The sequence below is a fragment of the Pseudomonadota bacterium genome (assembly GCA_034189865.1).
GTDB lineage: Bacteria > Pseudomonadota > Gammaproteobacteria > UBA5335 > UBA5335 > JAXHTV01.
The window spans coordinates 1-26540 of sequence record JAXHTV010000002.1; the positions used below are offsets into that span (position 1 = coordinate 1).

At 56.6% G+C, this 26540-nt stretch carries 26 protein-coding genes, 1 tRNA gene and 1 other RNA gene; 9 read left to right on the forward strand and 19 right to left on the reverse strand.

The window, feature by feature from the left end; translation table 11 throughout:
• Positions 1-669 precede the first annotated feature (669 nt).
• The 5 genes from SVU69_01020 to rsgA all read left to right on the forward strand — a co-directional run bounded on the left by SVU69_01020 (position 670) and on the right by rsgA (position 5907).
• Complete coding sequence (locus tag SVU69_01020) at positions 670-3231, forward strand: EAL domain-containing protein (protein MDY6941577.1); 2562 nt, start codon at positions 670-672, stop codon at positions 3229-3231.
• A 112-nt stretch (positions 3232-3343) separates the two neighbouring features.
• Positions 3344-3913, forward strand: a complete 570-nt coding sequence (locus SVU69_01025) for a pyridoxamine 5'-phosphate oxidase family protein (GenBank protein MDY6941578.1) — start codon at positions 3344-3346, stop codon at positions 3911-3913.
• Between the two features lie 92 nt (positions 3914-4005).
• A complete protein-coding gene (locus SVU69_01030; protein MDY6941579.1) occupies positions 4006-4428 on the forward strand; it encodes a hypothetical protein in 423 nt (140 codons plus the stop codon).
• Positions 4429-4656: 228 nt separating this feature from the next.
• Positions 4657-5001 carry a 4a-hydroxytetrahydrobiopterin dehydratase gene (locus tag SVU69_01035; protein MDY6941580.1) on the forward strand — a complete coding sequence of 115 codons (345 nt, stop codon included), beginning with the start codon at positions 4657-4659 and terminating at the stop codon, positions 4999-5001.
• Positions 5002-5004: 3 nt separating this feature from the next.
• A complete protein-coding gene (gene rsgA / locus SVU69_01040) occupies positions 5005-5907 on the forward strand; it encodes a ribosome small subunit-dependent GTPase A (GenBank protein MDY6941581.1) in 903 nt (300 codons plus the stop codon).
• A gap of 92 nt (positions 5908-5999) precedes the next feature.
• Here rsgA and SVU69_01045 read toward each other — a convergent pair whose 3' ends face one another.
• The 8 genes from SVU69_01045 to dapA form a co-directional block, all read right to left on the reverse strand.
• Entirely contained in the window at positions 6000-6344 is a 345-nt protein-coding gene (locus tag SVU69_01045; protein MDY6941582.1) for a histidine triad nucleotide-binding protein, read from the reverse strand.
• Positions 6345-6379: 35 nt separating this feature from the next.
• Positions 6380-6994, reverse strand: a complete 615-nt coding sequence (gene recR / locus SVU69_01050; protein ID MDY6941583.1) for a recombination mediator RecR — start codon at positions 6992-6994, stop codon at positions 6380-6382.
• 6 nt (positions 6995-7000) lie between these two features.
• Positions 7001-7309, reverse strand: a complete 309-nt coding sequence (locus tag SVU69_01055; GenBank protein ID MDY6941584.1) for a YbaB/EbfC family nucleoid-associated protein — start codon at positions 7307-7309, stop codon at positions 7001-7003.
• Between the two features lie 28 nt (positions 7310-7337).
• A complete protein-coding gene (gene dnaX / locus SVU69_01060; protein ID MDY6941585.1) occupies positions 7338-8972 on the reverse strand; it encodes a DNA polymerase III subunit gamma/tau in 1635 nt (544 codons plus the stop codon).
• 148 nt (positions 8973-9120) lie between these two features.
• Positions 9121-9217, reverse strand: an RNA gene (gene ffs, locus SVU69_01065) — signal recognition particle sRNA small type.
• Positions 9218-9322: 105 nt separating this feature from the next.
• Positions 9323-9413, reverse strand: a tRNA-Ser gene (locus SVU69_01070).
• A gap of 97 nt (positions 9414-9510) precedes the next feature.
• Positions 9511-9786, reverse strand: a complete 276-nt coding sequence (locus tag SVU69_01075) for a hypothetical protein (protein MDY6941586.1) — start codon at positions 9784-9786, stop codon at positions 9511-9513.
• A complete protein-coding gene (gene dapA / locus SVU69_01080) occupies positions 9783-10661 on the reverse strand; it encodes a 4-hydroxy-tetrahydrodipicolinate synthase (GenBank protein MDY6941587.1) in 879 nt (292 codons plus the stop codon). The genes SVU69_01075 and dapA overlap by 4 nt, the downstream gene beginning before the upstream one ends.
• Positions 10662-10801: 140 nt before the next feature.
• Between dapA and SVU69_01085 the strand changes: the two genes are divergently transcribed.
• Both SVU69_01085 and SVU69_01090 read left to right on the forward strand, forming a co-directional pair.
• Complete coding sequence (locus SVU69_01085) at positions 10802-11275, forward strand: peroxiredoxin (protein ID MDY6941588.1); 474 nt, start codon at positions 10802-10804, stop codon at positions 11273-11275.
• 111 nt (positions 11276-11386) lie between these two features.
• The gene (locus SVU69_01090) at positions 11387-12742 is read left to right on the forward strand and encodes a PhoH family protein (protein MDY6941589.1); all 1356 of its coding nucleotides are present in this window, start codon (positions 11387-11389) and stop codon (positions 12740-12742) included.
• 110 nt (positions 12743-12852) lie between these two features.
• Here the strand turns inward: SVU69_01090 and SVU69_01095 are convergent, their stop codons facing one another.
• Both SVU69_01095 and SVU69_01100 read right to left on the reverse strand, forming a co-directional pair.
• A complete protein-coding gene (locus SVU69_01095) occupies positions 12853-13932 on the reverse strand; it encodes an AI-2E family transporter (GenBank protein MDY6941590.1) in 1080 nt (359 codons plus the stop codon).
• 94 nt (positions 13933-14026) lie between these two features.
• Positions 14027-14257, reverse strand: a complete 231-nt coding sequence (locus tag SVU69_01100) for a sulfurtransferase TusA family protein (GenBank protein ID MDY6941591.1) — start codon at positions 14255-14257, stop codon at positions 14027-14029.
• A gap of 61 nt (positions 14258-14318) precedes the next feature.
• Between SVU69_01100 and SVU69_01105 the strand changes: the two genes are divergently transcribed.
• Positions 14319-15818, forward strand: a complete 1500-nt coding sequence (locus SVU69_01105; GenBank protein ID MDY6941592.1) for a M48 family metalloprotease — start codon at positions 14319-14321, stop codon at positions 15816-15818.
• A 52-nt stretch (positions 15819-15870) separates the two neighbouring features.
• Positions 15871-18549, forward strand: coding sequence for a bifunctional acetate--CoA ligase family protein/GNAT family N-acetyltransferase (locus SVU69_01110; GenBank protein ID MDY6941593.1), 2679 nt, complete (start codon positions 15871-15873; stop codon positions 18547-18549).
• Between the two features lies 1 nt (position 18550).
• Here SVU69_01110 and SVU69_01115 read toward each other — a convergent pair whose 3' ends face one another.
• The 9 genes from SVU69_01115 to SVU69_01155 all read right to left on the reverse strand — a co-directional run bounded on the left by SVU69_01115 (position 18551) and on the right by SVU69_01155 (position 26540).
• A complete protein-coding gene (locus tag SVU69_01115) occupies positions 18551-19243 on the reverse strand; it encodes a class I SAM-dependent methyltransferase (GenBank protein ID MDY6941594.1) in 693 nt (230 codons plus the stop codon).
• Between the two features lie 29 nt (positions 19244-19272).
• Positions 19273-20874, reverse strand: coding sequence for an AAA family ATPase (locus tag SVU69_01120; GenBank protein ID MDY6941595.1), 1602 nt, complete (start codon positions 20872-20874; stop codon positions 19273-19275).
• A 96-nt stretch (positions 20875-20970) separates the two neighbouring features.
• Positions 20971-22179, reverse strand: coding sequence for a c-type cytochrome biogenesis protein CcmI (gene ccmI, locus SVU69_01125; protein ID MDY6941596.1), 1209 nt, complete (start codon positions 22177-22179; stop codon positions 20971-20973).
• On the reverse strand, positions 22179-22646 hold the full coding sequence (locus SVU69_01130; protein ID MDY6941597.1) for a cytochrome c-type biogenesis protein: 468 nt from the start codon (positions 22644-22646) through the stop codon (positions 22179-22181). The genes ccmI and SVU69_01130 overlap by 1 nt, the downstream gene beginning before the upstream one ends.
• Complete coding sequence (locus tag SVU69_01135) at positions 22643-23179, reverse strand: DsbE family thiol:disulfide interchange protein (protein MDY6941598.1); 537 nt, start codon at positions 23177-23179, stop codon at positions 22643-22645. Before SVU69_01135 ends, SVU69_01130 begins: the two co-directional genes overlap by 4 nt.
• Positions 23180-23182: 3 nt before the next feature.
• Positions 23183-25165, reverse strand: a complete 1983-nt coding sequence (locus SVU69_01140) for a heme lyase CcmF/NrfE family subunit (protein MDY6941599.1) — start codon at positions 25163-25165, stop codon at positions 23183-23185.
• Complete coding sequence (gene ccmE / locus SVU69_01145; GenBank protein MDY6941600.1) at positions 25162-25626, reverse strand: cytochrome c maturation protein CcmE; 465 nt, start codon at positions 25624-25626, stop codon at positions 25162-25164. Before ccmE ends, SVU69_01140 begins: the two co-directional genes overlap by 4 nt.
• Positions 25610-25798: a heme exporter protein CcmD gene (gene ccmD / locus SVU69_01150; GenBank protein ID MDY6941601.1), complete on the reverse strand. Its 189-nt coding sequence runs from the start codon at positions 25796-25798 to the stop codon at positions 25610-25612. The genes ccmE and ccmD overlap by 17 nt, the downstream gene beginning before the upstream one ends.
• Positions 25791-26540 (reverse strand): heme ABC transporter permease, encoded by a 750-nt coding sequence (locus SVU69_01155; protein MDY6941602.1) that lies wholly within the window; start codon positions 26538-26540, stop codon positions 25791-25793. Before SVU69_01155 ends, ccmD begins: the two co-directional genes overlap by 8 nt.

Below are 26540 nucleotides of genomic sequence, written 5' to 3' on the forward strand. Positions count from 1 at the left end.
GCCACTGTGGCGGCAGTGCCCCAGGTTGCCGTGCGTGCGTAGGCAGGTAACAAGCTGCCATAAGCGGCGATAACGCCGCCGGAGGCGAGCCCCGCCACAAAACGGCGACGGGTTAATTTTGGTCTTCGAAAAGTCATGATCTATTGGCCTAGAAAGCATGAGTATCGCCAACTCATGGTAAAACTTGTACCTAACGCACAGGTCAAGTCATATGTCGTGCTCGCCCTAGGATATGACGCTAGCGCAGCCGATTAGTCAATCGGCCAAAGCGGAAAACCAGGGCGGCCGAAGAGGTGCTCCGCAGAGCTGGGGTATGGTCCGTGTCCGGGTAGTCTCGCAACCGACGGATCACGGATAGTCGCCGCAACGCATATTCCGCGCGTTTCACTTGTTGGAATAAAAAAACACGACCATATTCTTATCATTCGGACGGAGATGATACCGCCGCCCGAGATCAAGAATTAAGAAACGACGACGATTTAAAAGTTTGAAGCCCGCCCGACCCGAAACGCATTGGCGCGAACGTTTGCGTGACAATATCACCGTATAAACTCGAGCACGACGAGAAGAACACATGACGTTGACCATCGAGCGAAGCATCTGAGTGCGATGAAGGCTAGTAACAATAGACCTGCGAAAGCAACCGAAAAAAGCCTCGAACACGATCGCTTGTACGAAGCGACGTTTGAGCTGGCACCGGAAGCGATGGCGCTGATCGATATCGATCGTGCCCTGGTGGTCAAAGGCAACGCCCGTGCGCGGCAGTTGTTGCAGGCCGAGAAAGGCTCGGATTGGCCGGAACCACCGCTTTACTCGCTATTCCCTAAATTCCAACCGGACGGCAGCTTGTCCAGAAGCCATGTGGCACGGGTGTTCGAAACCGCGCTCGACGGACGCACTCAAATACTGAGTTGCTGGCTAAAAGATCTCACCGGACGAATTTTCCCGAGCGAAGTACGCTTGGTGAAACTCCCTGTTTCCGGCCGCGAATTACTTCAAGCGACGATCCGTGATGTTTCTGAACAATATCGCGAGGAAACGCTGCGTTCGGGTGAAAATAAAATTCTCGCCAGCATTTCTTCGCCCACGCCATTGGCTGATGTGTTAGATCAGATCAATCAGTTGGTAGAAGAAGTCGTCGCGCGATCAATTTCTTCAATCGTGCTGGTCTCCGAGGACGGAGGCTACATGATTCATGGCTCGGCGCCCTACCTCCCTGACGAATACAATCAAGTCGTGGACGGCACGGCAGTCGGCCCCGCCGTCGGTTCGTGCGGAACAGCGATCTTTCGGCGAGAGCGGGTGGTGGTTACCGACATCCGTTCGGACCCGCTCTGGGCGGACTATCAAGAGCTCGCCGAGCTGGCCCGTGTGCGGGCGTGCTGGTCGACACCGGTTATCGCCGCCGATGGTCGAGTTCTGGCCAGCTTTGCGGTGTATTTTCGCGAACCCAAATCGCCAACCGCAGACGAACTGGCGCTCCTCGATCGCCTGGGACATCTGGTTCGAATCGCGATCGAGCGGGTTCGCTCGGCCGAGGCCTTACAGCGAAGCGTCACCCTTTACGAAGCGACCTTCGAACAAGCCGGCGTGGGAATCTCCCACCTGAGCACCGATGGTCGATGGTTGCACAGCAACCAAAAGATGCGCGAGATCACCGGCTTCGACGACGCCGAACTTCTGGCCAAACACATTCAGGAAATTACGCATTCCGACGACACCCCGGCACTACTGGACGCGCTCGCTACCCTGGCACGTAAGCCACAAACCCGTTATCACGCTGAGATTCGCTGCTACAAAAAAACGGGGGAAACGGTTTGGGTAAATCTTGCGCTAACGCCGATCAGCAGCCTGGATGGGCAGAGCGCCCACTACATCTGTGTGATGGAAGACATCTCCGAGCAACACCGCCTCTCCGAGCAACTGTCCTACCAGGCAAGCCACGACGCGGTCACCGGACTCATCAATCGATACGAGTTTGAGAATCGACTACGAAAAATCCTGCAAAATGCCTCCGCCGCTCCTAACCAGGCGGCCTTGTGCTATCTGGATTTGGATCAGTTCAAACTGGTCAATGACACGGTGGGTCACATTGCCGGCGACGAACTGTTACGGCAACTCAGCCGGGAGTTGACCCAAATCATCCCTGGCAGTGCCACGCTCGCTCGTCTCGGCGGTGACGAGTTTGGGGTCATCCTCCGGGATTACCCACTCAACGAAGCAGTGGAACTCGCCGAGCAACTGCGCGAAACGGTTGCGGAATTCCGCTTCAATTGGGACAGCAAAAACTTTCGTCTCGGCGCCAGTATTGGCGTGGTTGCGATTTCAGAACCCGAGTTCACCAGCGTCACCGACGTTCTTCGAGCAGCCGATGCCGCTTGCTACACCGCAAAGGATCAAGGCCGGAACCGAGTTTGTGTTTATCGGTCTGACGATAGCGACATTTTCCAGCGTCACGGTGAGATGGAGTGGGTGCAGCGCCTGACGCGGGCGCTGGATCATAACCTGTTCGTACTGGAAGCGCAGCCGATTGTGACAACCGATCAGCCGTCCGGAGATCCCCACCACTACGAATTGCTGATCCGGCTGCGCGACGGCAACGACCTGATTCCGCCCGGTGCATTTCTTCCAGCCGCCGAGCGCTATGCGATGTCGCCCCATATTGATCGCTGGGTTCTAAACAACGCGCTTAACTGGTTGGAGCGTTATCCCCACGCGATACCGCTGAGCGGATTCATGACCATCAATCTGTCTGGCGTGACGGTGGGCGATCCGAGATTTCACGATTTCCTGAGGGACGCCATGCGTGAGCGGATTCAACTGGCGCGGAAGATCTGTTTTGAGATTACCGAAACGGCCGCCATATCGAATTTGGCCATCGCGACCCAGTTGATCGACGCCCTACGAAAGCTCGGCTGTTCTTTTGCTTTGGACGATTTTGGCAGTGGCTTGTCTTCGTTCGGTTACTTGAAAACCCTTCCGGTCGACTACCTTAAAATTGATGGTTTGTTCGTCAAAGATATCGGGGACGATCCTCTGGACCGCGCGATTGTCCGGTCGATCAATGAAATCGGCCATGTGATGGGCAAGAAGACCATTGCGGAATTCGTCGAATCGGCGGAGATTCTGAACCATCTTCAACAAATCGGCGTCGACTACGCACAGGGCTATCACACTGGGCGCCCAAAACCGCTCATCCAGCTCGCTCCGGCGGAACACCGCAACCGCTAACCGATTGAATAGGTGGAGGGTACCGCCTTAGTCGGACCACGCCGAATCAGCAACAGATAAACTACGAATAATGCGCCACGCGTGCCGGCGCCAACGAAGCCATGGCGGGAACATGGGAAAGAAATTCGACACCATCAACGAGCGGCTGAAAGCTTTTATCGAAGCGCAAAAAATATTCTTTGTCGCTACCGCCGCTTGGGACGGGCGGGTCAACGTCTCGCCCAAAGGCTGCGATTCGCTCAGGATTCTCAACGGAAATCGATTGATCTGGCTTAATCTGACGGGTAGCGGAAACGAAACCGCAGCTCATGTGCAAGAAAACCCTCGGATGACGCTCATGTTTACCGCGTTTAGCGGCAACCCACTGATCGTTCGCCTGTACGGACAGGCCGAATGTGTACACGCCTACGACGCGAAGTGGTCCGAGCTCTATCCTTTATTCCCAGAGATACCCGGCGCACGGCAGATATTTGACGTTACGGTTGATTTCGTCCAATCGTCATGCGGTTTCGCCGTACCCTACTTCGACTACGTTTCCGAGCGCGACCAGTTAACGAAATGGGCCGACAAGAAAGGCGAGTCGGGTATTCGGGAATATTGGCGTGAACGGAATACTCATAGTATTGACGGGAAGCCAACGTACGTTTTGGAAGCCAAAGACGAACCCCCACTATCCGATTAGTCTGGCAATCCGGATGCGAAACCGCTTCAGGATTGGGTCGGAAACCCACCATACCGCCTTAAAAACGTCATTTGGACGAAGAGACCCTTAGCATGTCGAAAACAATAAAGCCTGTCGTCCAAGAAGAGAAAACGGGATGTGCAATCGCGGCCTCCGCAGCCTTGGCCGGCCTCTCCTATGCGCGTGCCAAGGAGATTGCGAATCGCCTCGGCATCTATGCCGAAGATTCGGCGTTGTGGTCCCAGACACATCCCATTCGCAGATTGTTGACCGAACTCGGAATCCGCACGGCACCCGACGAATCAACATTCGTCAGCTGGACGTCTCTACCGGATTGCGCGCTACTGGCGACCAAATGGCGTTTGATCAAAGAGAAACCCTTTTGGCATTGGGCGGTATTTGTGCGGGAAGGCCAGCACAGCTATGTGCTGGACTCAAGCAAAACACTTAAAACCCACATCCGAACCGACTTGGGGAGAATCGAACCCCGCTGGTACATCGAAATCATCCGCTAAAGTGCGCTCCAAAAACCATCACGAGACACCCCGATCCGTCGGATTTACGCGGTTTCCACGCCGCTAAAGCCTCTGTTTTTAACCGGACGCGGGGTCAGCTTTCTGAAACACTGGCGAGATGTCGCGCCGTATTGACGTTGTTTACGTGTCCAAAAAGAGGTAATACCCGTGGCCCGGCTATGGTATTTTCTCTCATCTCACGGAAGGACCAACAACACGAGCGGGCCTATGACCAACTTTCGAAACAAACGATGTAAACCCTGCGAAGGCGGCGTGCCACCATTGGACGACGCCACGGCTCGCGAATATCTGGCGCAGCTCGACAGCGGCTGGACGCGTAGTGCCGACGGTACGCGCATCCAACGGACATTCAAGTTTAGAAACTACTATCAAACCACCGCTTTCGTGAATGCCGTGGTGTGGATTGCACATCAGGAAGATCACCACCCCGACATCGCTTTTACGTACAACAAGGCGGATATCAGTTACTCAACGCATGCCGTGGGCGGATTGACGGAGAACGATTTCATCTGTGCGGCAAAGGTAGACGCCTTGATTCCGAAAGACGAGTAGTTCATGGCGCCAGTGCAAAACTCGGGGGCGACCAACCGGGCACGGGTGGTTGTCAACTTTGGCGCCGAATTACTGATCGAGACCACCCAAGGTGAATTGATACGCGCCAAGCCACGCAGAGGCGCGACGCTGCCGGTGTGTGGCGACTGGGTGAGCTACCAAATGGCGGATACACAAACCGCCCGAATCGACTCCATCGAGCCCCGTGCGAGCGCACTCTATCGCCCCCAGGGGCGTCATCGGAAACGCGTCATGGCCGCCAATGTCAACCAACTGTTGGTGGTGATTGCGCCAGAGCCGGCCCCGGATGCATTTCTGATCGACCGCTATCTGGTTGCCGCGGAAGTGGAAGGCATCAGTGCGCGGCTCGTCCTGAACAAATGGGATCTTGTGACCTCGGAGCAAGCTCCATACTACGAGTCGCTGCTGAATGAATACGAATCATTGGGGTACGCCGTCCACAGGGTCTCCGTACCCAGAGAGATCGGTCTGCAGAGGCTCAAAGAAGCGATCGACGAACATCTCAGCATTCTGGTGGGACAATCGGGTGTCGGTAAGTCCAGCTTGACCCGCATACTGATTGCCAGCAGCGAGGTGAAGGTCGGCGCTTTGTCCGAGGCCACGGGGACCGGTCAGCACACCACCACTGCTACCACTCTGTATCACGTTCCGAGCGGTGGCGATATTCTGGACTCTCCGGGAGTCCGGGACTTTAAGCTTTGGACCATGCCCATCTCGGACATTGCTCAGGGGTTTATTGAATTCTGCTCCCAACGTCCTTGTCGATTTCACAACTGCACCCACCGCGACGAGCCGGAATGTGGCATACGGGATGCCGCGCAATCCGGGGACATATCACCCCGCCGTTATGAGAGTTACCTGCGCTTGGTACGCGAGCTAACCTGACCGGTGAACGGCCCCCGCCAAAAGGCTTAATCGCACCCACGGCGAGGCACGCAAAGTCCCTACCGCCTATCAGTGAATAACTCGCGTCCTACTTAGCCCGGCGGCCAAGTCATCTGCCGACCGCCCAACAGGTGCAGATGAAGGTGGTACACCGTTTGCCCTGCAGCCAAATTGCAGTTCATGACCGTGCGAAAACCTCGATCGGCGATGCCGACTTCCTGCGCGATGTGTCGCGCGGCCAAGTACAGTTTCCCCACCAATTCGCCATCTTGGGGCGTCAAATCGTTGATCGTTGGGATGTGTTTGCGCGGAATCACCAGAATATGCGTCGGCGCTTGGGGGTTGATGTCATGAAAGGCGAACACATCTTCATCTTCGTAGGCCACCTTGGCAGGTATCTCACCGCTTAGCATTTTGCAAAAAATACAGTCAGCCATGTAGGCACCCCTCTCCCTGCTGTACCTGAGGTCTATTACGAAACCGGATCGCGGTGGATGGTTTGTCTTCCGCTGAAAGCGTGTGACAGCGTCCCGCCGTCGACATATTCCAGTTCACCCCCCATCGGGACGCCATGCGCGATTCGCGACGCTTTGACGTCATGTCGGGGGGCGATCTCGGCGATGTATTGTGCTGTCGCCTCACCCTCGACCGTCGGATTGGTGGCGATGATCACTTCGGATACCGGACCAGCGAATCGCTGCTCCAACAGATCCAGGCCAAGCTCGGTCGGCCCAATGCCATCCAGTGGTGATAAATGCCCCATCAACACAAAATATCGCCCTTGATAAAATCCGGCATTCTCGATGGCCAAGACGTCTGCTGGCGTCTCCACCACGCAGATCATGGAAGCATCCCGACGCTCATTGCTACAGATCGGACACAAATCGTTCTCGCTGAACATCCGGCAGGACTGACAATGACCGATGGTATCAACAGCCGTCGACAAGGCCGTGGCCAACGCTTTGGCCCCATCTCGGTTGCGTTCGAGCAGGTAAAAGGCCATGCGCTGGGCCGACTTGGGACCCACGCCGGGTAATAGCCTTAAGGCTTCGATCAGTTGAGCCAGACGAGGCGAAAACACACTCACCGGTCGCTAGCTCCCACTGGGTCCGCCAAACCCGCGGGCCATACCACCGACCTTCTGACTGAGCATCTTGTCCGCCTTATGGACGGCGTCGTTAAAGGCAGCGGCAATCAAATCCTCCAGCATCGACTTGTCGTCCATCACGCTGTCGTCGATTTGGACTCGACGCACTTCTCGGCGGGCGTTGATCACCACCTCGACCAGTCCGCCAGCCGCTTCGCCGGTGACTTCCAGGTTATAGAGATCTTTGGCTGCCTGCTGCATGTCTTGGCCCATCTGCTGGGCTTGCTTGAACAATTTGTCAAAAGGGCTACTCATTGGTGTTTTCTCCGTCAGCGCCGGGGCGCTAATCGATGGGTTTTACCCGTTTTACTTCCGCACCCATGTGTTCTTGCAACAGCTGAACGTTGGGGTCGTGTTCCGCCGCCTCCCGGGCTTCCAGTTCGTGCTGCGCACGGGCGGCGGCTTCGACGCGAGCCGGTGTCGACTCCAGCGTAGCCAGTTCAATTTTCAAAGCCAGGTTTGGTCGTTTGAAGTGCGTCCGTAGCGCCGACTGTAAGCGCTCCACTGCGACCGGGGTCTGCAGCTGCGAAAATTCCTGATCCAGTTGAAGAACGATGTGATCGCCTTGCATCGATTTCAAGGTGCTGTTCATCGCCAACTGCTGGGTCATGCCCCCCAACCGCAGTTTTTCGAGCTGCGATGACCAGTTGTCATCGCCGGCGGCATCTCCTACTGGAGACTTGGTCATCGGTTGCGGTAGGTCGTCGGGTCGCTCAGCAGCCGACTGACGTTGTTCGCCCTTGCCCGGGATACGCCGTCTGGAAGTGGGGTCTGGCTGGGGCGCCTTGGGCGCAACCGGAGCCGATGGCGACGCGGTGTGTGTCTGCGTCGTGTTCTTCATCGGGTGAAAAGCGAACAAGCGAAGGGCCGTCATTTCGAAACCCACAGCAGGGTCAGGCGCGAGCGGCAACTCACGCTTTCCGATCAGACAGAGTTGATAGAAGACTTGAATATCTTCCGGCGAAATAGCCGCTGCCAGATCGTCAATCAGGCCCGATTCCATTACAGCATCCGAACCTTGACCCAGTGTTTTAATAAACGCCATTTGCTGGAGCGTACTGGCGATTTCGTCCAGCAGACCGGAATAGTCAACGGCTTGTTCGCGCAGCCGCGTCAACAAATCGCGCAAAGCTTTCGCATCGCGCCGGATCAGTGCGTCCAGAAATCCGCGGACCTGCGTTTGGTCAATCGCCCCCAACATGCTGCCCACCTCTTCCGCCACCAGCCTTCCGGCGCCGAAGGCGATGGCCTGATCGAGCAGACTCAATGCATCACGCATGCTGCCATCGGCCGATTTGGCAATCAGCGCCAAAGCCTGCGGCTCGGCTGAAACGTTTTCTGCATCAGTGATTTTCTTGAGCTGCGTTTGAATAAGATCGGGCGGTAGTCGTTTGAGATGAAACTGAAGACACCGCGAGAGTACCGTGATGGGTAACTTACGGGGGTCTGTCGTACAAAGCAGAAACTTCACATGTTCCGGGGGTTCCTCCAACGTCTTCAACAACGCGTTGAAAGAATGCGTCGATAACATGTGCACTTCGTCGATGAGATAAATCTTGTAGCGCCCCCGCGTGGGTGCGTACTGCACGTTGTCAAGCAACGTCCGGGTATCATCGACTTTGGTGCGGGAAGCCGCATCGACTTCGATCAAATCGATAAAACGTCCCGCGTCGACATCCTGGCAGGCTGCACACTCGCCGCACGGTGTGGCGGTCATGCCCTGCTCACAGTTCAAACACTTGGCCAGGATGCGGGCAATGGTGGTTTTACCCACCCCACGGGTGCCGGTGAATAGAAAAGCGTGATGGAGTCGCTGCTGTTCCAGACCGTTGGACAAGGCACGCGCAACATGCTCCTGCCCGACCAATTCGGCAAAACTGCGGGGACGCCATTTGCGCGCAAGAACCGTATAACTCATCGGTGAACAACTATGAGGCAGCCCGATGCCGCCGTGTGACCAAACCGACATTCTAGCCCAATCGATAGGTCACGGTATGCAGTGAGCACGGATTTGCACCGCTGGTGCGTAATCAGACCAACCAAACTCGGCTATTTGGGGAGGCAGCCCCGACCAGCCACACCCCGGCGCCCGAATCCACTGCTGCCGCTGCTCCCTTCCGGGCCTGACGGGGTTCACAGTTTATCGTCGCGAGGGGACCAATCGGAGCCACCATAGAACAGTGAAATGTCAATTTTTCGTTAATATTGGCCGAGCCAAATAGCCGCGAATATCGATCTCCGCTCTTCTCGGCAGCTCGCGGCGAGATATGGCGGAGAGAGAGGGATTCGAACCCTCGATACGGTATTACCGTATACACGATTTCCAGTCGTGCGCCTTCAACCGCTCGGCCATCTCTCCACGCGGGTTTCGTCGTCGCCAGGGCATTAACGAGGGCGCAAGATTAACGCACACCGTGCGCCCGGCGCAATGTATGGCTCTCCCTGTCGCGAAAGGTTCAGGGGCTGGCCGGTTCATCCAAAAACGGCGGCGGCTCGTCCAGACATCGCCCATCGGCGCGCTTGCGGATGTCAGCTCCCTCGGCCACCGGCCGAGCGGGTGGGATATCCCAGGTCGTGTCCGGTGCCGGAAAACTGGCATTTTCCGGAATTACCATGGGCGGATATTCTCGAGCGTCGAGATAGATATCGCCATTGTTACATTCGGGCGTGCTCGCACAGCCGACGAGTAGCAAACCGATGGACGACGGGATCAACAGTTTCAATCGACTCACACTTCAATTCCAGCTTGTTGTAATGCCGCCACGACTTTAGGTCGGGATTCCGCGGTCAACGGCGTTAAGGGCAATCTGATTCCCTCTTCGATCAGCCCCATTTTGTGTAAGGCCCATTTCACCGGAATGGGGCTGGGTTCGACGAACAAATCCCGGTGAAGCCCCCGCAGTGATTGATCAATACCCATTGCGGTCTCCCGATCACCGGTCATGGCCGCAGCGCAAAGATCGTGCATCGACCGGGGCGCCACGTTGGCCGTGACGGAAATATCGCCTTTCGCGCCGGACAATATGGCCTCGGCCGCCGTCGCATCGTCACCGGAGTACACGATGAAACCATCACGACTGCGACTCAGAATTTCCCCGACACGCGAGATGTCTCCGGTGGCTTCTTTGACACCGAAGATATGGGCGACCTGCGACAGGCGGACAATGGTCTCAGGCTTCATATCCACGGCGGTGCGGCCGGGCACGTTGTACAGTATTTGCGGGACCGCGACCGCTTCGGCGACCGCCCGATGATGGCGATAGATGCCTTCCTGGGTCGGTTTGATGTAATACGGGCAGACCAGCAAGCAGGCGTCCACACCGGCTTCTTTCGCACCCCGCGTCAATTCGATGGCCTCGGTGGTCGAATTGGCGCCGGTTCCGCCGATGACGGGTATTCGTCCCTTCACCAGTTCGACTGTTCGCCGGATCACCTCCAGGTGTTCAACGAAATTGAGCGTGGCGGACTCTCCAGTCGTACCGACCGAGACAATTGCATCGGTGTGGTTTTCTATGTGAAATTCGACCAGTCGCGCCAAGCCATCCCAATCCACACCGCCATCGGCGTGCATGGGTGTGACCAATGCGACGATGCTGCCTTGAATCATCACGGGCTCCCTGGGAAAGAGTGCCATGTTACCTTGGGGGTCTGACGCCCCACAAGCGGGCAGAGCCCATCGGATGGGTTGTGCGTCTTATCGGTCACTAATGGGCGCAACCCCTCCCCAGCCAAGGAGTGCGAATCGCCATGAGCCAAATCGATGTCGGAGATCAACTACCCTCGTTTTCCGTCACCGCCACCGGCGGACAAACCATCACGGAAGAGAATCTGAAAGGAAAATTCACCGTGATTTATTTCTACCCCAAGGACAACACCCCTGGCTGCACCACGGAAGGACAAGAATTCCGCGACCTGCATGATCAGTTCCAGGCGCTCAACAGCCAAGTCTTTGGCGTCAGCCGCGACAGTATAAAATCACACGAGAACTTCAAGACCAAACAGATGTTCCCGTTCGATCTGTTGTCGGATCCCGACGAGGTGCTTTGCCAGGTGTTCGATGTCATCCGTGAAAAGAACATGTACGGGAAGAAGGTGCTCGGTATTGAGCGCAGCACCTTTCTCATCAACCCCGAAGGCGCCGTCGCGCAGATCTGGCGTAAGGTAAAAGCCAAAGGTCACGCCAAGGAGGTGCTCGACACCATCGCTGATATCAATACCTAGAGTGAAAAACACGACCCTGTTCTCCGTGCACTGCATATCGACTTAGAGGCCGTTGTGAAAAAAACCAAGATTCCGCATCTTCGCCTGTTTGTTCTGGACACCAATATCTTAATGCACGATCCCACAGCGCTGTTTCGTTTCGAAGAGCACGCTGTGTATATCCCCATGGTGGTACTCGAAGAACTCGACGCCGCCAAGAAAGGCATGTCTGAATTGGCGCGCAACGTCCGCCAGGTCAGTCGCTTCCTGGACGATTTGATCCGCGGCAAGGGGCGAGAAGAAATCAGCGACGGGATCGATCTCAGCCAATCACCGCTCACCGGCAACGGCTTTACGGTGGGCGGCGGGCGGTTGTTTTTTCAAACCGAACCCTTACTCGCGGAGTTACCGGGAAACCTGCCGGGCAACAAGCCGGACAATAGCATTCTCGCGACCGTGATGGGTCTTCAGGCGCAGCATCCCGACAGCCGCGTGACGCTGGTCTCGAAAGACATCAATTTGCGCATCAAAGCCACGGTGATGGGGATCGACGCCGAAGACTACTACAACGATCAGGTGCTGGACGACGTCAATTTGCTGTACACCGGCTGGGAAGCTTTGCCGCCGGATTTCTGGGATACGCACAGCAAGGACATGGATTCCTGGCATGAGGAAGGACGGACCTTCTATCGCGTTAACGGTCCCGGGTGTGGCGGATGGTTCCCTAACCAATGTCTATATCTGGAGGGTGACCAAGGGTTCGAAGCTGTGGTCCGCGAGGCTGGCGAAGATCAGGTCACCATCGAGATGCTCCGGGATTATCGTCAACAAAATCCGGTCTGGGGCATTCATGCGCGAAATCGAGAGCAGAACTTCGCCTTGAATCTGCTGATGGACCCCGATGTGGACTTCGTCACCCTGCTCGGCTCGGCCGGCACGGGAAAGACCCTTCTGGCCTTGGCCGCCGGTCTCACACAATGTCTGGAGATGAATCGTTTCCGCGAAATCATCATGACCCGGGTTACCATTCCAGTAGGAGAAGATATCGGCTTTCTACCGGGCACGGAAGAAGAAAAAATGACGCCGTGGATGGGTGCGTTGATGGATAACTTGGAAGTGCTCACTCACACCGATCAAGCCGGGGAATGGGGACGGGCGGCGACCAACGACCTGCTCAGCCATCGAGTGAAAATCCGGTCGCTGAATTTTATGCGGGGGCGTACTTTTCTCGACCGCTACATCATCGTCGACGAAGCGCAAAACCTGACTGCCAAACAGATGAAAACCTTGATTACCCGCGCCGGACCAGGGACCAAAATCGTCTGTTTGGGCAACATCGCTCAGATCGACACGCCCTATCTGACCGAAACCAGTTCAGGACTCACCTACGTGGTGGATCATTTTCGCAGTTGGTCCCACAGCGGACATATCACCTTGCTGCGGGGCGAAAGATCACGCTTGGCAGATTTCGCCTCTGACGCACTTTGATTTCGTCTGTTCCCACCCAACGGTGCTGCTAAGCCGACAGCGGGCTCGCAGCACCGATTGGGAACCAGGATTGCCGCAGACCAAAGCACGGCGGGTTATTCTTGAGCTCACTAGGGGGCCGTTTCGTCGGTCACGACACCCGATGCAATGTGATGAGGCCAGGCTTTGAGTATCGCTTGGACCAAGGTAGCCAAGGGAATGGCGAAAAAAATGCCCCAAAATCCCCATACACCGCCAAAGAACAGCACGGCGATAATAATGGCTACCGGATGCATGTTCACTGCCTCGGAAAATATCAGCGGCACCAGGATATTGCCATCCAGAAACTGAATGATGCCGTAAGCCAAGGTGACGTAAAACAGCTCGACGCTCCACCCCCACTGGAACCAAGCCACAGCGCATACCGGAATGGTCGCCACGGCTGCCCCGATGTAGGGTATCAGCACGGAAAAACCCACCAGGGTTCCTAGCAGCATGGCGTAGTCCAAGCCCAATATTCGGAACGTTGCGAAGGCGATAAATCCTACGATCACGATTTCGGCGATCTTACCTCTGATGTAGTTCGCCATCTGAGTATCCACCTCTCGCCAGACGGTGACCGCCAGCCCCCGATTGGAGGGCAAATAACTTTGAAACCAGCTTAAGATTCTGTCTTTGTCTTTCAGTAAGAAGAACACCAGAACAGGCACCAAGACCGTATAGACCATCATGGTGATCAGGCCGAAACCGAACGAGAGCGTGCGGGCCAACACATACTGCCGGAAGCTATTGACGTCCTCGCCAATTTCCGCGATGAGCGCTTGAACTTGCGCATCAGTGAAAAGGTTCGGATAACGTTGGGGTAAATTAATCAGCAACTGCTGTCCCTGTTCAATCATTCCCGGGAGCTGCTGAACCAGCTGAGTGATCTGGCGGATCAGAATGGGCACCAACGCCAAAGTGATGAAAAGCAGCGCCAGAACGAAGGCAAGAATAACGGCGGATACTGCGAGCAAGCGGGGTGTTTTGAGCCGCTCCAGAATTCCGACCAAACCCTCAAGCAAATAAGCGATCACAATGCTGGCCAGCACCGGCCCCATAATGTCGCCGAAAAAGAGCACGATGGTCATCCCGACCACCAAACTCAAGATCAGAAAAACCACCTGAGGGTCGGAGCTGAGCCGAGAAAACCACGCCCTTATAGATTCCATAATTTCCTGGCCGATTGAACCTATCGCCGGTTGTAACGTTCCAAGGCTCATACAGATAAGCAGTGCCATTGAAACGCTTTGAGTGACCGGTATCCTAACGCTTCAGCATGACCAGGTGAAACTTGTTGGCCAATGCGTGTTTCTCCAGTAGGGTGTTACCCGAGTGCTCCGCCCATAATTCGAAGTCCTTGATGGCGGTTGGCACTGTGGTCATGACACTCAGGGTTTGGCCGACTTCCATCGACTCGAGCGCTCTGCGGGCACGCAGCAAGTGAGCTGGCGCGGGGATGTTGCATAAATCAAGTTCGGCATCGTAATTAGCCATTAATATGACCTCTCCTATAGTCCAACTTTTTATTCGGCAGAGTCCATGGAAACCCGTCATCGTGAATCGTGACAAGTCTTCCGGACAGCCCGCCAGCACATCGGGAATCGTTCGGCACCCCATATCTCGCTTTCGCGTGACGCTGTTAGCCTTACTCACGCTAATTCTAGCCACACCCGCGGTGGTTTTTTCTCAAAATGACGCGCTGCCCGATATGGGGACGGCCTCCGACAACATCCTCTCACCACAAGAAGAGGAACAACTTGGCCGGCAAGTGGTCGAGCAACTTCACCGTCAGGGTGTGATCGTCCAAGACCCGCTCATCGCGGCCTATATCACAGATATCGGCCGCCAGTTGGCAGCATACAGCGGAACCAATCAAGGGCCTTTCTTCTTTTTCGTCACACGTGATCAGAGCATTAACGCTTTTGCCCTACCCGGTGGGTATGTGGGGGTAAATGCAGGGCTGTTTCTCACTTCGACTAACGAGAGCGAGCTCGCCGGCGTTTTGGCTCATGAAATCGCCCATGTCACTCAACGGCACATCGCACGCCGGATCGAAGCCACGCGCACAGCCAACATTGCCACCACGGCAGCTGTCCTAGCGGCCATCTTGGCCAGCAGCGGCGATGCGCAAGTGACGGAAGCTGCTATTTCCGCCGGTATGGCGGCGACTACCGAAAACGCAATTCGTTTTACCCTGCAAAATGAGTACGAAGCTGACCGCATTGGTATTCGAACGCTGGAAGAAGCTGGCTATAACCCGAGCGGTATGGCGAGCTTTTTCAAGCGGCTACAACAGTACAATCGGTTGTACGAATCGGCCGATAGCGGCTTTCTGAGAACTCACCCGGTGACATCGGATCGTATCAGCGAGGCGCAAAATCGCGCCGCCAACTATGGCTCCTCCTTCGAAGAGAGCAGCGACGCCTATCTGATCACGAAAGCACGGTTACGTGTCTTGACTACGCGCGAATTGACGCCCGTCATCGCCCATTTCGACGAAGAGCGTCAAACGACAACCGGCGCGCAATGGCAGGCGGCAACTTATGGTCAGGCCTTGGCGTTGAAGGCGCGCGGAAACAATGCCGCCGCCCTGCCGCTCTTGATCGCCCTGGTGGAACAGGCGCCCACGGTTCCGGCCTACCGGCTCGCCCTCGCGGAATCACAGCTATCGTCCCGCGAAATAACCGAATCATTAGACACATATGAGAAATCGTTAAAGTTATTTCCAATTAACTATCCGCTAACCCTGTCCTATGCTCGCGCGCTATTGGATACTGGCAACGCCCAAAAGGCCCGTGACCAGCTTCTGCAGCTGCCGTCTGATCAACCCGGCCACGCAGACCGCCTTCGGTTGCTGGCCCAGGCAGCGGAAGCTTTGGGACAGCAAGCGGACAGCCAATATTATCTAGCGGAATACTATTTGCTGCAGGGTCAACGTAGCTTAGCCATCGAACAACTTCAGATTTCCTTGACAAGAGCGGATATAAACGAAATACAGAAGGCGCGTGCACAGTCGCGCTTGAACACACTCATCGACAAGCCTGCACCACCATAACATCGGTGTCGTTTGGTGTAGGGATGGCATCGCTGTTGGAGAGGATATCGCAATGGCACAGCACTATCTCAGCAAGCTCTTTAAACCGGAATCCATCGCGGTATTCGGCGCCAGTGACAGAACCAATTCGGTAGGGCAATTGGTTTTCTCCAATCTCCTCTCCAACTGGAACCGAGATCGGCTCTATCCGATTAACCCCAGTCATCCGCAAATTGCCGGCGTTGCAGCTCACGCCTCCCTCGATACGGTCGATCAGAATGTCGATCTGGCCGTCATCACCACGCCCGCCTCCAGTGTTCCATCCATCATTCAGCAATGCGGAGAGCACGGCGTATCGAATGCGGTGATTCTCTCGGCGGGGTTCCGAGAAATCGGAAAAGATGGCGAACAGTTGGAACAGGACGTGATCAAAACCGCCCGAAAGTACGGGATTCGGTTCATTGGCCCGAACTGCCTGGGTGTCATGCGACCCGAATGTGGTTTGAACGCGACCTTCTACAAGGGTACGGCCCAACCGGGAAAACTCGCCCTAGTGTCTCAATCAGGCGCTCTGTGCACCGCCATTCTCGACTGGGCGGATGCAAACTCCGTCGGCTTCTCTACCGTGGTCTCGATGGGTATTTCAGCCGACATCGACTTCGGCGAGGTTCTGGACTTCTTAATCCATGACCCCGAAACGGAAAGTATTCTGCTGTACATAGAAGGCATTCACGATGCCCGCCGGTTCATGAGTGGCCTGCGGGCCGCCGCCCGGGTCAAACCGGTGATTGCCCTGAAGGTGGGCCGTCACGCAGCCGCCGGCCGCGCTGCCATGTCTCATACCGGCGCGCTGGTTGGCAGCGACGATGTCTTCGAGGCGGCATTACAGCGAGCCGGCGTGGTCCGAGGCCGGCGAATCTCTCATCTTTTTGCTGCTGCCAAAGCCCTGGCTTCCCCCGGGAGGCCGGAAGGAGACGCCCTCGCAATCGTCACCAACGGTGGCGGGCCAGGCGCGATTGCCAGCGATACCGCTTCCGATCTGGACATTCCGCTGGCCGAGCTGTCTCCACAGACGATCCGCGCTTTGGATGCCGTTCTACCTCCAACGTGGTCGCGAGCCAATCCGGTGGACATCATTGGCGACGCCACACCAGACCGATACCGGCAAGCGGTTGAAATCTGCTTAAACGATTCGAAAGTTCAAGGCTTGCTCGTTTTGCTCACCCCGCAAGCCATGACACAGCCCACCGAAGTGGCCGAAGCCGTGATCGCCGCCAGCCAAAACCAAACGAAGCCGGTGTTTGTCTGCTGGATGGGACAAAGCCAAGTTGACGAAGCCCGAGAGCGATTTACCGCCGCGGGGCTCCCCAGTTTCCACACACCTGAAACCGCGGTGGAAGCATTTCATTTTCTGGTCAGGCATCGACAAACTCGACAACAGCTCTTGCAAACACCGGCACCTTTGGGTGAATGGGAGCCGGCTGATGTGGACGGGGCCCGCTTGATCGTTGAGGGCGTACTTTCCGAGGGCCGCACCGTTTTAAGCGAAACCGAATCCAAGGCGTTACTCAGGGCATTTCGCATCCCCACCGCCCCGGCGCTTGTCGTCCGCTCTCCCAACGAAGCATTGGTTCAGGCAGAGGCCATTGGTTTTCCCGTGGCGATGAAGATCAACTCACCCGACATCACCCATAAATCGGATGTCGGCGGCGTGAAGTTAAACATTCTCAACGCCCAAAGCGTTCGTTCAGCCTACCAGGAACTGCTGCGCGAAGTGGCAAAACGCCGCCCGGAAGCGCGCTTGGACGGCGTGACGGTAGAGCCCATGGTCAAACGGCGCCATGGTCGGGAACTGTTGGTCGGTGTGGTGTCCGACCCGGTATTTGGGCCCGTGGTCACCTTCGGTGCGGGCGGCACCGCGGTGGAAGTGATGGGTGATCGTGCAGTCGCTCTTCCACCATTGAACCGGTTTCTGGTACGCGAACTGGTCAGCCGCACCCGGGTTGCCAAAATGTTGGGACCTTTCCGCGATATGCCAGCAGCCCACCGTGGCGCCCTGGAAGAGGTTTTACTGCGTGTCTCGGAGTTGGTTTGCGAACTGCCCACGGTGGACGAATTGGACATCAATCCACTCATTCTGGACGAGACGGGGGCCGTCGCAGTGGACGCCCGCGTGGTGGTGAAGCACGCGCGCACCACCGCCCAGCGCTATTCGCACATGGCCATCTACCCCTATCCGACGCATCTGGTTCAACGTTGGCAGTTGCCGGACGGAACCAATCTGACCGTCCGCCCTGTTCGGCCTGAGGATGCGGAATTGGAGCAAGCGTTCGTGCGAGAACTTTCCGAACGCTCTCGCTACTTCCGTTTTATGCAGGCACTAACCGAGCTCAGCCCGGATCTTTTGGCCCGGTTCACGCAACTCGACTACGACCGGGAAATGGCCTTGATCGCGGTGGCTCGCGAACAGGGTAAAGAGCGGGAAATCGGCGTCGCACGGTACGTGATCAACCCCGACTGGAGAAGTTGCGAGTTCGCCGTCGCAGTGGCCGATGCCTGGCAGGGGCGTGGTGTCGCTCATCACCTGATGGAGCAAATTATCGCCTCGGCACGTAGTCAGGGTCTTCGGCGGATGACGGGGCAGATATTGGCCGACAACCGGGAAATGCTCGAGCTGGCCAGCACGCTGGGCTTCGAGATCTCTCGAAATCCGGAAGACGCTAACCTGATGGAGGCGAACCTGGCACTTTGAATCAAATTGGCGCGCGCGCGGCAAAAAATGCCAGACAACCCTGAACCGACAGCTCATAGTTATCGAAGCGATCCGCCAAGGCCGTCTGCAGTCTATCTTCCGTGTCGGACGTGTTGTGGAATACCCCTTTCCGGTTGTAGAACGACATCAACCGCCGCGACAGGGCATTTTGCTGCGCCGGAGAATGCAGCAAGGTGGTACCGAACAGCACGCCACCGCTGGCCAAATAAGGCCGGAGATTGTCGAAAACCACCGCCTTATGAGACATATCGCCCGGCAGACAGTGCAGCAGATAGTTCAAACCGATCGATTCAAAAGAACGGGTTAAACCGCTGTCAGCCACGCTCTGGGGATCCAATACATTGGCTTGATGAACCGAGGGGCGATAGCGGACGATCCGCTGTGCCGTGACAGCCAGGCTGTTGGGATTCAAATCCAACAGGGCAATTCGCGGTTGCGGCGTGGGAAAATTAGCCCGGTCGAGAAACAAGCCGGTGCCCACGCCGACGTCCAAGTGAGATGAACTTAAATGTCTTTGGTAATGTGCGGCGATATCCTGGGTACGGACACGCCAAATGAAAGGTGTGGGAAAACGATAGACGAACCCATCGTAGCACGCCAAAACCCAACGCGAGTAGATGGCCTGCCCTTCGCGAACCGCCTCCGCCATCGATTCCGATTGCCGAATGTCCACTTTCTCAGTCGCCTTTTCGTATTGTTTTGTTACGATATCGCCGGTTGTCGCGTTGGCGCAGCGGCGCACATGCGGTGAATTTGCTCACCGATTGATTCCAAATCAACCGGTTTCGAGGTATCAACTGCCACCGCATGCTGACTTTCTACTTCTCCCAGAGGTTCGCGAGCCGTCAATTGTGCCTGAAGGACCGCCAAGCCGGCGTCTGACACAGACTGACCACTGCGCTCCCGGTCAATCACTCGCCGCCGCAGTTCGGCCGCTGGTGCGGTGAAACTCAAGATCACATGCGGAACGCCTTCCGGCTCTGCCACTGCCTCAACGAACCGCTGTCGTTCCGCCTGGCGAAGGAAGCTTGCGTCCACAACGACGGTGCGACCGGTTCGTAAGATTGCTCGCGCAAGGTTCCGAAGTCGGGCATAGGTTTGCTCGCTCGCTTGCGCGCTGTAGATCGACTCACCCACTCCAGCTGCCGCTCGGGTCTGCGGCCGTAACCCGAACAATCGTTTTCGCTCCACATCCGATCGTAAACGGATCGCCGGCAACCGCTCGACCAAGCGCTCAGTCCAGTAGGATTTCCCACTGCCGGAAACCCCATAGGTCAAGATCAGGATGCCGCCTGGCCGATCAGAGCACTGCCCTGCGAATTCGAGATAATCCCGGCATCGCGCATGAAACTCGGCATCGTCTTGCGATTGCGCCCGGGCTTGGGCGACGCCGATGGCAGCAACCTTCGCTCGAACCATGGCGCGGTAGGCTTGGTAGAAATCCAACACCGCCAGTCCTTCATAGTCGCCGCACAAGGCAAGGTATTGATCGAGGAATCGATGCGCCAATCCATTTTGCCCCTTGACCGACAAGTCCATGATCAGGAAGGCAATATCGTTGACGGTGTCGATCCATCGAAGGGCCGGATTGAACTCAATCGCATCGAAAGGCACGACGTGGCCCTGCCAACGAACAATGTTGCCCAAATGTAAATCGCCGTGCAGCTCCCGAACCCACCCCGCGGCTTTTCGGTCGCAAAAGGTCTCAAACAACGCATCGTGCCACGCTGCGCTATCCACTTGCATGCTCGACAGCTTTATCTGAAGTTCCGAATCTTGCCCCAAACAAAGTCTGACCGTTCTGAAGTTCTCCAATACATCATGAAGGATTTGATCGGGTTCTCCCCAGGGAGTCGATGGCAATGCCTGCGTGGCATCGATATGAAACTGTGCGACCTCCTTGGCCAGCGAATCCACAAGCTCGCCATGCAACGCACCGCGCATGGCCAATTGATCCAAGGTCTGATCCGGATCGAACTGCCGCATTTTTACCGCGTACTCGATCACCGGGCCTTTGCCGTCAAGCTCCGGGGCGGATACCTGCCCGGTGATGGCGACAACCCCAACGTACAAATCCGGCGCCATACGGCGATTGATCCGAATCTCTTCCTCACAGGCGTACCGGCGTTTTTCCAGGCTCGAGAAGTCCAGGAAACCCAGTTCAACCGGTTTTTTAAATTTGTAAACGTAGCTTCCGGTCAACAACAACCAGGAGATATGCGTTTCGATAATCTGAAAATCACTGACCGGGTGAGGGAAACGGGCCGCTGTCTGAAGCCGTTGCAAAAATGCAGGAAAACTCATAACAGGCCCTTAGCCGAGGAGGCGAACCAGGTTATCCCAACCGAATAATCCCTGGCTGCGCGTCCGGGAGGAACTGTCTCGCCGTGCTAATCAGACCTATGGGGTTCGGTTCCTAATGTCTATATGTAGCACAGTTTCAGACCAGTTCGACACCGGGCCAATTTGACCGTAAGGATCGCCCGTCTGCGCTTGTGCCGAATGGGTCCGGGAAATCCTTGCCGTGACCAGCACCTCCTCGAAATTAGAGAGACGAAGGCCGTCCGTCATCGCCATGCTATCGTCCAGGCGGACGTTGAGTGGCAAATCCCGAACCCGAACGCGAGCAACGGCTAAAGGCATCGGCGGACCCTCAACCGCTCGGGCGAAAACAAACACGGTATCGTTCGGTTGAACCGCATCGGCAATGGAAGGATCCAGGCTTACGGCCACCTCCAGACCCGTTTCGACACGTGTATCCAAGGCCGGATCGGCCGGAGCCGAAAGCCCACCCTTCTCCCGCGCGATGGCAATCTGCTCCCGAAGCAACTCATTCGCCTCTGGATCCAGCGTGTTCTGGGTAATCAGCGCTTGCCAACGGGAAACGGCAGTCTGGTACTCCCCGGCTTGCGAGGCAGCCAAACCGCCTAACCACAACGCCTTGGGCAAATCCGGTGTCATCGTCAACGCCTGCTCGATCAACGCCCGTGGCCGGCCCTCAAAGGCGTACAGCTCCCCGCGGATCGCAGAGACCTCGGCCAGGTCCGTCAGGAGCGCTGCATCATCGCCAAGGATCTCCCGCGCGTTCTCGTAAGCCGATTTGGCATCTTCATAGCGTGCCATCGCGAAATATGATCGGCCGAGCAAATACCAACCTCTGCCGTCGGAAGGATCCTGCGCCAAGCGGTCCGCCAGTGACTGAACCATCGCAGCCACCTCGGAAGAGGACACAGACGGTTGCGTACCGGCATTAAGCGCACCCGCACCCCCACCGAGTTGTGCGTAAAAGAACACGGCAACCACTGAAAACAGTGACGCAACCAACACTGCTGCAATCGGCGCTTTACCGGACTTCGCCGCCCTGCCCGCCATGTCTAAATCGTTGAGCAATTGCCGAGAAAGCTCATCGCGTAGTTCGTCGGCGGCGGCGGGATCGAACAAACCCGATTCGGCATCTTCGGCCAGCTCCGCCAAGCGTCGGCGATGGACGTCCGTATTGGTTTGGTCGGCTGATCTCACCCGCGTCACGCCCCGCCAGAGCGGCCAGGCCGCAAACAATAGCGCAACAATGAGCAGCGACAAAAGAAGTAAGTAAAATACCAAATCCATCAGTTGTTTTCGTCGCTATCTGAAAGTATTTTATTAGCCAGTTCTCGCTCGGAATCGGACAGCGCCGTTACCTCGGCGCCCGATTGCCGCCGCACTGTCATCAAAAGCGCGATAACGCCCAGCAATAGTAGTGCGCCAGGACCGAACCACAGCAGGTAGGTACTCCCTTTGACGGGTGGCCGATAGAGCACGAAATCGCCATAGCGGCTGACGAGAAATTCACGGATTTGTTCGTCGTCATGCCCGGCTATCACCATTTCATAAACCTCGCGGCGAAGATCTTCGGCCAGCTCGGCGTTGGATTCCGACAAGGTTTCGTTCTGACAGACCAGGCATCGCATGGATTCGATGAGTTGCTCATAGCGAACCCGCTCTTTTGGATCGTCGAACTCTCGCGGCAATATGGCATCAACGGTATGAGCAAGCAAAATCAAACACAGCAAGATCCCAGCGCGAATGTAGTTCATGAGAACTCCTCACGAATCTCCCGCAACAGGGGAATGATCTGATCCTCGACAATATCCTCCGTCAGCGGGCCGACGTGCTTATAGCGGATGACTCCGCGCCGGTCGATGACAAAGGTTTCCGGAACGCCATAGACGCCCCAATCAATTCCCACCCGACCCGAGAGATCATGTGCATTGGCCTTATAGGGGTTGCCAAAATGTTCCAGCCAAGCCAGCGCATCGACGCGCTGATCCTTGTAATTCAAGCCAAAGACGGGGGCCACTCTGCGGTCCGCGAGGCTTGAAAGCACCGCGTGTTCAGCACGACAGGCCACACACCAGGAAGCCCACACGTTCAGTACAGAAACAGGCGCTGCGCGTAAATCCTGTTCCGTAACGTGTCGATCAGGATTCGCTAAATCAGCCAATGTGAACGCGGGTGCCGGTTTTCCGATCAATGGCGAATGAATGCGGGAAGGATCACGCCCCAGACCCACGTACAAAAGCACGACAAGAGCGAGAAACAACACCAGCGGAACGAGAAAACGTCCCATTCGCTAAGCCGCCGCACCGCTCTCGGGTGTTTTTTTCTTCAAAGCCGACTGCCGACCGCTGACCCGCCGATAGCGCCGGTCTGTTGCTGCCAGAATACCGCCCAGCGCCATGAGCCAGGCTCCGAACCAGATCCAGCGGACCATGGGCTTGTGATGAATCCGCACGCTCCAGGCACCCCCGCCCAAAGGCTCTCCCAAAGCGGCGAACACGTCGCGGAGAAATCCCGGGTCGAAGGCTACTTGGGTCATGGTCTGTTGACGCACTGTATAAACCCGCTTTTGCGGCCGGAGCTCAGCCACGAAATCGCCGCCTCGGCTCACCACGAACAGCCCTTCTGCGGCTTCATAGTTGGGTCCGGATACCGCTCTCACGCCCTCAAACCGGTAGTGGTATCCGGCAACCTCAACCTCATCTCCGGGCTCCATTCTGAGGTTCCGCTCAATATCGAAGGTACTGACAACGCCGGCACCGATCATGAACACTGCGATGCCTATATGGGCCAGCTGCATCCCATAGTAACTTCTCGGCAAGGCACCGAAGGCGGCCAAACCACCGCCCCGCCGGCGAATTCGATCATAGATTCCCTGAAGCGCCGAACCCACGACCCAGAGCGCGAGAAACACAGTCAGGCCCAAAACGTAGTGTTCAAAGCCCACCCAAAACACGACGGTAATGGCCGCGAGAGCCACCGATACCAGGAATACGCCTTGCAAACGCGACATCAACTGCTTCGGTTCGGCCCGGCGCCATGCGACCAAGGGCCCCACGCCAATGAGAAAAACCAGAGGCAACATGATCGGCACAAAAACCGTGTTGAAATAAGGCGGGCCCACAGAAATGTTACCCAGTCCCATCGCGTCCACGGCCAAGGGATAGAGAGTGCCGAGAAGCACCGAGCCGCAGGCCACCACCAACAACACATTGTTGGCCAACAACAAACTTTCCCGTGAGAGCAAACTGAAACGACCGAAACTTTGCAGCGTTGGTGCCCGCCAAGCGTATAGCAGTAGTGATCCCCCAATCACGATCACGAGGAAGATCAATATAAACACACCGCGAGTCGGATCGGTGGCGAACGCGTGAACCGAGGTCAGCACGCCGGAACGAACGAGAAACGTCCCCAACAGACTCAACGAGAACGCCGCAATCGCCAGCAACACCGTCCAGGCCTTAAAGGTTCCGCGCTTTTCCGTGGCCGCCAGCGAGTGAATCAATGCCGTACCGACCAACCACGGCATGAACGAAGCATTTTCCACCGGATCCCAAAACCACCATCCACCCCAACCCAGCTCGTAGTAAGCCCAGCGACTTCCCAGGGCGATGCCGACGGTCAGGAACATCCAGGCGATCGTGGTCCAAGGCCGTGACCAGCGCGCCCAAGTGGCGTCCAGTCGGCCACCAAGCATGGCCGCGACAGCTAAACTGAAGGCTACCGAGAACCCCACGTATCCCATGTACAGCATGGGCGGGTGAATCACCATTCCGGGATCCTGCAACAGCGGATTGAGATCCCGACCGTCCGCAGGAACCGGAAACAGGCGATGAAAGGGGTTGGAAGTGAATAGGGTAAACAGCAAAAAGCCGACACTCACCAATCCCATGACGCCCAGTACCCGCGCCGCAAAAACAGTCGGTAGGCTGCGACTGGCGATGGCGACCGCCAAAGTCCAAAGCGCCAGGATCCAGATCCACAGCAGCATCGATCCCTCGTGACCGCCCCACACAGCCGTGACGCGATAGATCCAAGGCAGTTGGCTATTGGAATTTTGGGCGACGTAGTAAACGCTAAAGTCGTTGCTGAAGAAGCTGTAGGTTAGACAGCCGAGCGCCAGGGTGACGAAGACAAATTGACCGGCAGCGGCCGGCCGTGCGACACCCATCCAGCTAGCACGGCCAAGGGCTGCCCCAAGCAATGGCAAAACACCCTGCACCACCGCCAAACAACAGCTCAGTATCAATGTGAAATGACCGATCTCCGGAATCATTTCTGGAATTGTTCCAGCATTTCGTGGGGTGGCATCGCACCTTGGGCACGCAGGGACTCAGCAACTTCAGGCGGCATGTAGTTCTCGTCGTGCTTAGCCAACACCTGTGTTGCCTTCATGATACCCTCGGCGTTCAAGCGGCCCTTTGCGATCACACCCTGGCCTTCCTTGAACAGGTCGGGAAGGATGCCGTCGTATTCGATGGTCAACGTCTGTGCGGTATCGGTGATATCGAAGCGTACCGTGACACCCTCAGTCATTCGCTCAATCGTACTGGGAACCACCAGTCCACCCACACGAATGGGTTTGTCGACTGGCGCCTCTCCCGCCATAACTTGACTGGGGCTAAAGAAAAACATGAGGTTATCGCGGAAAGCGAAGCTGATCAGTAACACCGCCACGCCGACGCCAGCGGCGATCACAGTGGCGGCAATCAGGCGGTTTCTACGTCGTCGATTCATTTTGTGCTTTCTGTAGTTTTCGGTTTCGCTCCGAAAGACGGGCGATATCCCGGACAATACGCCGATGGCGGAACACCGGTAAGGCGGCCTGAAGGGTCAATAGGACGGCCGCGAGACCATAAGCCGACCACACATAAAGCCCGTATCCCCCCATCGCGAAATACTCAGCCATCACTCAGGGACTCTCCTATGACTTCCTTAACCCAATGTCGGTTCCGCTCGCGCTCCAGGATCTCGCAGCGCGAGCGACTCAATACCGCCGCGGCAAAATAGGCCATAAAACCTGCGGCCATGAGTAACAATGGAGTCAGCATATCCGCAGTCATCGAGGGCGCCGATGCCTTACTGACGGTTGCACCTTGGTGCAAGGTGTTCCACCAGACCACCGAGTAGTGAATGATCGGAATGTTCACAATGCCGACCAACGCCAGAATGGCGCCGGCCCGTGCCGCTTTTCTCCGATCCTCGATCGCCAGTTGCAGGGCCATGAAGCCGATATACAAGAAAAACAGAATGAGGACGGATGTCAGGCGCGCATCCCAGACCCACCAAGCCCCCCAAGTTCGCGCTCCCCACAATGAACCACTGGCCAAGGCCAATGCCGTAAACGCAGCGCCCAGCGGCGCGCTCTCCCGCGCCACCACTTCCGCCAGCTTGACCCGCCACACGAAGCCGATGGCGGCTGCTCCGGCCATAAACGAATAAACAAACATGCCCATCCATGCACTGGGCACGTGGACATAGATGATCCGGTAGACTTCACCTTGCTCATAATGGGTCGGCGCCAGGATGAGGCCGCCCACAAGACCGGCGCCCAACAGGCAGGCCGCCAGCAACCACAGCCAGGGGATCAACCGGCCGGCGCGACGATAAAAAATGGCTGGAGAAGCCCACTCGTGAAGATATCGATGCAT